This window comes from Bacillus cereus group sp. BfR-BA-01381, from assembly GCF_022663555.1.
Classification (GTDB): domain Bacteria; phylum Bacillota; class Bacilli; order Bacillales; family Bacillaceae_G; genus Bacillus_A; species Bacillus_A pacificus.
The window spans coordinates 1-202 of sequence record NZ_JAKUFR010000384.1 but is presented as its reverse complement, the minus strand read 5'-3'; the positions used below and the strand labels follow the sequence as shown (position 1 = coordinate 202).

Here is a 202-nt window from a genome sequence, read left to right as displayed (position 1 = left end):
AACAAGTAGAACAAGATGATTCCTCTAATTACGAAGCTGGATATGAAGAAGGAAATGCAATGGAGTTAGCGACAACAGAAGAAAGTACTACAGACTCGCAAAAAGAGAATACGGAGGTATCAGATATAGAAACATCAGGACACCTGGAGCAAGATAACGTTTCGGAATATGAAACTGAAAATGGTGAAGGAGCCTCAAATCA

At 39.1% G+C, this 202-nt stretch carries 1 protein-coding gene; it reads left to right on the top strand.

Annotation, left to right across the window (positions count from 1 at the left end; translation table 11 throughout):
• A partial coding sequence (locus tag MR079_RS29165; protein ID WP_242295131.1) for a hypothetical protein occupies positions 1-202 on the top strand: 202 nt, incomplete at both ends.